4 protein-coding genes and 1 tRNA gene are annotated in these 5911 nt (G+C 54.3%); all 5 read right to left on the bottom strand.

Annotated elements, in window-relative coordinates; genetic code table 11:
- A partial coding sequence (locus OEV59_10225; GenBank protein MDH4228102.1) for a polynucleotide kinase-phosphatase occupies positions 1–2356 on the bottom strand: 2356 nt, incomplete at its 3' end.
- Positions 2347–3744 (bottom strand): 3' terminal RNA ribose 2'-O-methyltransferase Hen1, encoded by a 1398-nt coding sequence (locus OEV59_10220; GenBank protein ID MDH4228101.1) that lies wholly within the window; start codon positions 3742–3744, stop codon positions 2347–2349. The genes OEV59_10220 and OEV59_10225, both read right to left, overlap by 10 nt.
- Positions 3745–3818: 74 nt before the next feature.
- Positions 3819–3894 (bottom strand) — tRNA-Met (locus OEV59_10215).
- A 26-nt stretch (positions 3895–3920) separates the two neighbouring features.
- Positions 3921–5576 (bottom strand): hypothetical protein, encoded by a 1656-nt coding sequence (locus OEV59_10210; protein MDH4228100.1) that lies wholly within the window; start codon positions 5574–5576, stop codon positions 3921–3923.
- Positions 5577–5727: 151 nt separating this feature from the next.
- Positions 5728–5911: hypothetical protein (locus tag OEV59_10205; protein MDH4228099.1), on the bottom strand; the 184-nt coding region annotated here is incomplete at its 5' end.

The following is a 5911-nucleotide window of genomic DNA, read 5'->3' as shown; positions in this document are numbered from 1 at the left end:
AAATTATGCGCAGATACTCCCTGCCGCGGCACTTAACAGCCGGCTGAAGCACCCCGCGCCTGCCATGCTCTATAAAACCAAGCGGCTTCACAACCATACCCTCGCCGCCGCTGCCGGTGTGGCGCAGCCACCATTCGACCACAGCACTTACGTCCGCATCGCTGCCGGTATCGACAACGAGAAACGGCGTCTCCACAAGCACGCCTCTGTCTTCTGCCGCAATCCTGTGCACAGTCTCCATGTGCCACAAATGATTCTTGTCGGCATGAACATTTCCTTCGCTTGCAAGGACATGGAACGGGGCAATCTTCATATCCTCTATCGAGTTAAAATCCCAGCAGTAATTGCGGTAAGCCCGTATATATGCCTCCATACTCCGTGCCTTGCCTAAAAACCTTTCCAGAAGCTGAGCCGCTTCAGCAATATTCCCAGCTGCCTGCCCAAGCCGCCCGGTAACGTCCAATAGCGCCCTGCTGCCTGCGGATGCCGTGGCCGCATACTCCTGCTTCAAAAGTTCCATGGCCTTCATAGACCACGGCATAACCTCGGCATCGAGACATATCCAATCCGTCTTCATTTCGTCCCAAAGTCCGGCCTTTGTAACGGCAGCACCGACTCGACTAAGCACATCCTGCTCAAGTTTCTTATTATCGAAAAACGGTCTGCCTGTGCGGGTATAACATACACCGACACCGTCACCGGCAACGCCAAAACGCCTAATGGCCGCGTCCTCGTCCCTGCAAACAACAATAACGGCCCGCGACCCCATATGCTTATGCTCGCACACCACCTTGGAAACGCCGTTTGTTCTATAATACGCCAACGCCTCTGCCGGATGCTCCAGAAACCCGTCAATGGAGCTCGTCTCGGATGGCGACATGGTTGGCGGAAGATATATAAGCCACTTCGGATTAACGGCAAACCGGCTCATCACCTCCACGGCTGCGGTAGAGTTCTCCTCGCGCACCGTTATGTTGCGGCCAAGGCGCGTCGAAATAATGCGCTTGCCGGTAACGTCGGCAATATCGAGCACATCGTCGTGCTGCTGCTGGGCCGAGAGCCGCTCCTGCGGACAGGACACAAGAGGCCGCGACGGCTCGTAGTACATGGCAGAGGCCGGAACGGACACAACTTCACGCTCAGGGTATCTAAGCGCGCTAAGACTGCCTCCGTAAACACATCCGGTATCCACGCATATGGTGTTGTTGAGCCACTCCGGCACGGCAACCGGCGTGTGTCCATAGACGACAGTTGCCGTGCCGCGGTACTCCATGGCCCAATTATAACGCACCGGCAGCCCGAACTCGTCGGTCTCGCCAGTAGTCTCGCCGTAGAGAGCAAAGCTTCTTACCTTTGCCGAGGCCCTGCCCTGCATGGACTCCTTCATTCCAGCATGCGCAACAACCAAGCGTCCGCCGTCAAGCACATAGTGGCTCACAAGTCCTTTTATAAAATTACCGGCCTTTTCCCCGAACCCTTCGCCGGCTTGCCCGACACTCTCTATGGTCTCGGCCAAGCCGTGCTTTATCTGCACATCCCTGCCCGAAAGATAGCGCGAGAATTTATCGTCATGATTGCCAATGACGGCAAACCCTGTTCCTGTGGAAACAACATTCATTATCAGAGAAAGCGTCTCTACCGATTTGGGCCCCCTGTCCACCATGTCGCCGAGGAACACGGGTTTTCTTCCATCGGGATGGCTAAGCGCCGCGTTATCGGTTCCTATCAGCGCATCTTCAACACTGTAGCCAAGCTTACCGAGCAAAAGGCGCAGTTCATCATAACAGCCGTGGACATCGCCTATGATATCGAACGGCCCCTTCTCGGATGTCTTGTCTGTCCAGAGCGGACGGCGCACAACCTCCGCGGCGTTTACCTCTTCCTCCGATTCCATGACAAACACATGCCTGAACCCTTCACGCCGCAGCGCTCCAAGCGAGCGCCTTAACTGGCTCATCTGATTTCTAAGGACATGCGGACCAAAATTTCTATCCGGCCTTACCCTGTTCCTTTCCTCACAGACTTTACGCGGAATATCGAACACTACTGCCACCGGCAGACAGTGATATGCCCGCGCAAGCTCGAGTATAGGCTTTCTTGCCTCCTGCTGCGTGTTGGTCGCGTCTATTACCGTAAGCTTCTTAAGCTCCAGCCGCTTGGCCGCGATGTAATGAAGCACCTCAAATGCCTCTTTTGTCACGGCCTGATTATTTTCATCGCACGAAACAAGCGCACGGCAGTAGTCAGAAGAAAGCACCTCGGTAGCCTTGAAGTGCCTTCGCGCAAAGCTCGACTTCCCGGAACCCGAGACGCCGACAAGCACCACCAGCGAAAACTCCGGTATCTCTATGCGCATAAACTAAATACCCCCATCTGGGTCGGGGCCCCCAGCAAAGTGTCCACGTCCCCTACAGAAGAAAACTCGACAACATACCCGAACCTTTCGGCAACGCCGCGCGCCCAGGCCTCGAACTCGTCCCGTCTCCATTCGAAACGGTGGTCACTATGGCGAAACTTCCCAGCAGCGAGGTTCTCGAACTTCACGTTATATTCAACATTCGGCGTAGTCACAATAACAAGCTTGGGCCTGGCAAACTCGAAAAGCACGCGCTCGAAGGCCTTGAGCCTGCCGCCATCGAGATGCTCTATCACCTCGACAACGGCAGCGCCGTCATATCCGGCGATACGGCTGTCCCTGTAAATAAGGGATCCGTGAAGAAGCGACACCCTTCCGGCCATTTTCTCCGGAAGCGAATCCAGGCGCAACCGCTGTCTTGCGTACTCAAGAGAGCGCACCGACACATCAAGCCCGGTTACGGTCGAAAACTGTTTCTCCGCCATAAGCCGCTTCATCAGCTTTCCCTCACCGCAACCCAAATCCAGCACACGGGCCGCAGCTGACGCCTTTAGCTTATCGGCCACGCGTTCCAAGCGTTCTTCGTTAAGACTTAGTTTTTCTTCGATGACGTCCTCGTTTTCCCTGCGCCTTGCGTCACTGAATTCCGGCCCGGCATCCCCCTCATCGAGCAGCCTTGCGAGAGCTGTCCTTGCGAGGCTTCGCCTGTTCTTCAGATAACGCCTGGCAATAAATTCTCTCTCGGGGTGGTCTTTTAGCCATTCGCCGCCGATGCGAAGAAGCTTATCCACTTCGTCGTCTCCCACCCAGTAATGCTTATCGTTGTCCATGACTGGCACAAGCACGTTTATATGCGAGAGCATATCTTTTAACCTTGTCACGGCCTTGAGCCCAACCCTGTAATAAGGGCCCTTGCCCCAATTCGGGAATCTGTCATCCAGGTCAAACCCTTCGGCAACTACTTCGTAACCAAGGGGTTCAAAAAGGCTGCGCAAAGAACCCTCCCCTCCACGGCACGGCAGCACCGATATAACGGCCTCGAGCGGTATCTTTTTATCGGCCAGTTCCTGACGATGCTTCGACTTCCCGAAAAGGGCCTCTCTAAAGACCCTCGAAATAGCCACGCTCATAAACGACGACGCCACGTACGGACGATCGTTTACATACGGGTAAACCGATGACGAATTCCTGTTTCCTGTCCTGACCATACCGACTGTGTCCATGTCCAGAAGAAGCGCGGCAGTGCATCTATGCGGCGAAGCCTCCGGATAAAACACATGGCACACGCCAAAGGCAAGCTCGAAGGTATGCACCCTCGACGGATTCTTATGGAGAAGATACCCTAAATCCGTTGCCGGGCTCATGGTTGTCGTTATGGTAAGCAACATACTGGCACCCTCAAAAAACATAAAGCCCCGTGACGCCGCGATTTTAGCAACGGCACATCAAAGGGCTTGGATTTTGGTGGCGGCGAGTGGACTCGAACCACTGGCCCGGGGCTTATGAGACCCCTGCTCTGCCACCTGAGCTACGCCGCCATTATCACTACAAACAACGCCGGATATTATAACTTCAACTTATACGAAAGTATAGAATTTTTTTTGCCGGATGAAAAGACCGAGGCCTTCTTCCTCGATACCAGGAGCACAAGCTCCGAGCTTCCGTCGCCGTCAACGTCCATAATCGTAAAGTCCGCCACATAGCCCGGCACCTCTTTGCTCTTCCACTTCTCGACAAATGTCACGCCGTCCCACTCATACCCGGCGACAACTGCGCTCTTAAATTCGGTTATGACCTTCGAGCTTCTGCCAAAGGCCCCGCCCGCTGTCTTTATGGCAGCCACAATCTCCCTTACGCCGCTGCTGTCGGCATCGAAAAACACCATCTCGTCGTTTATCTTTACAAACTCATTTAGCGAGGTCTCGCCCCTCTTTAGCTCTATGAGATTTAGCGTTCCGGTGAAATAGTCCGGGCTCTTCCAGTCCTCTGCCCATCCCGAGCCGTCGCGCTTATATATGCGAAGATGGTCCTCTCTATCGTAAATAAGAAGCTCTTCCGTGCCGTCGGCGTCAATATCATAGAGCGCCGTGCCGTAGATGTTTGCGTAATCCGGAAGAGCGAACTCTTCTCCCGAAGTAATCTCTAAAGCTTCGGCTTTCATGACGTAGGCCTTTTTCTTGAACCCCCAGTCGAGCACGAACTGCTGGCCAACGAGCACGGCCTTGCCCTTGTCCCTGAACACGCGCACAAGGTACGGCGCGCACTGGCCGAGAGCGAACTCCTTGCCGTCAAACGTAAGACGGCATGTCTCGGAGGTGGTGCCGGATATTCTCGATATGTAGAGTTCGTCCTTCGAGTCGCTATTTGAATCGAAACGCTCAAGTGAAACATAGCGCTTATTCGCGCCCGAGCCTACGGTAGCTATTTCCTTAAATGAATTTCCGCTTATCTTGCCTATGAGAACGGCGTTTTCCTTAAGGAGCACAGCCTCTATAATGCCGTCTCCGTTTACATCCATGAAATCGAAGGCAAGATACTCGCCAGGGCCTATATCGACATTCATGTCGATTGAGCCAGAAGAGCCCTGTGACTTAGCGATAAACCCTGCAACACCGCCGGTAGAAGCAGTTGTTGAAGCAGCTTGGGGCGCGGCCTGAGGCGCGGCTGTTACCGGCGCAATCACCGTGGCTGGCGCCGGAGCGCCTCCGCTCTCGGAGAACCTGCCGTTATATGCTCCGGCAACCCCAAAAGAAGCAACGCCCTGGCCGACGGGCGCCGTTATAAGAGAGACAGTCCTTGATGCAACGTACTCTGTCATCGAAATAAGCGCATCCAGCTTCTCTCCCTTTGCGTATATGGGAGCAGCCTCGGCGTTCTTTACATTTACAAGCTTTGCGTCTATGCTTATCTGCTGCCCTATAACCGAGATGCTTCCAACGAGCGCGTAATCCGCGCCGAGCTTTTTCGCGGCATTCACGGCAACCGTCTCCAGGGAGACGTCGGCAGAGACCTCCTTAAAGGCCTTGGCTGTAGCATCGGGCCTTACAAGCTCTATGCCCTCCGCTGCTCCGAGCCGTGTTGAGAGCATATCCGTCACTGCGCCCTTTAGATACTCAAGCTCTGGCGGCGCATTCAACTTCCACGGCATCACCGCCACCTTGGTGGCCGCCTTTCCCGTAAGGGCCGCTTCGGCAATAGTTAGAGCCCCCAAAAAAAACATTGCGGCGAAGGCCGCCGCAAATACCATACGAAAAATATTTCTTTGCACCGCGTTATCCTCTTTTCTTTAAGCGAATTGGCAGATACCTCCTAATTTTAAAACAAAGACAGGGCTAAAATCAAGGACGGTTTTGAAGGCGGTGCCGGCATGCCTATAACGTCGTAATTACGAAGGTCAGCATAACCGAGCACTCGTCGCGTCCTGCCCTGCTGTAGGTGAAAATGGCCTCCCAGCAAGCCGAACGGGAAGAGACATCGCTACAATTGCTCGCAATATCAACGGAGTAGTCGCGGCGCTTAAGGTTGGCCTCCTTGCCAAGCCGTAGTCTGTCATCG

This window comes from Deltaproteobacteria bacterium (assembly GCA_029858205.1).
Lineage (GTDB): Bacteria > Desulfobacterota > GWC2-55-46 > GWC2-55-46 > DRQE01 > JAOUFM01.
Note: the sequence above shows the minus strand (reverse complement) of the source record. Positions and strands in the feature narration are given on the sequence as shown.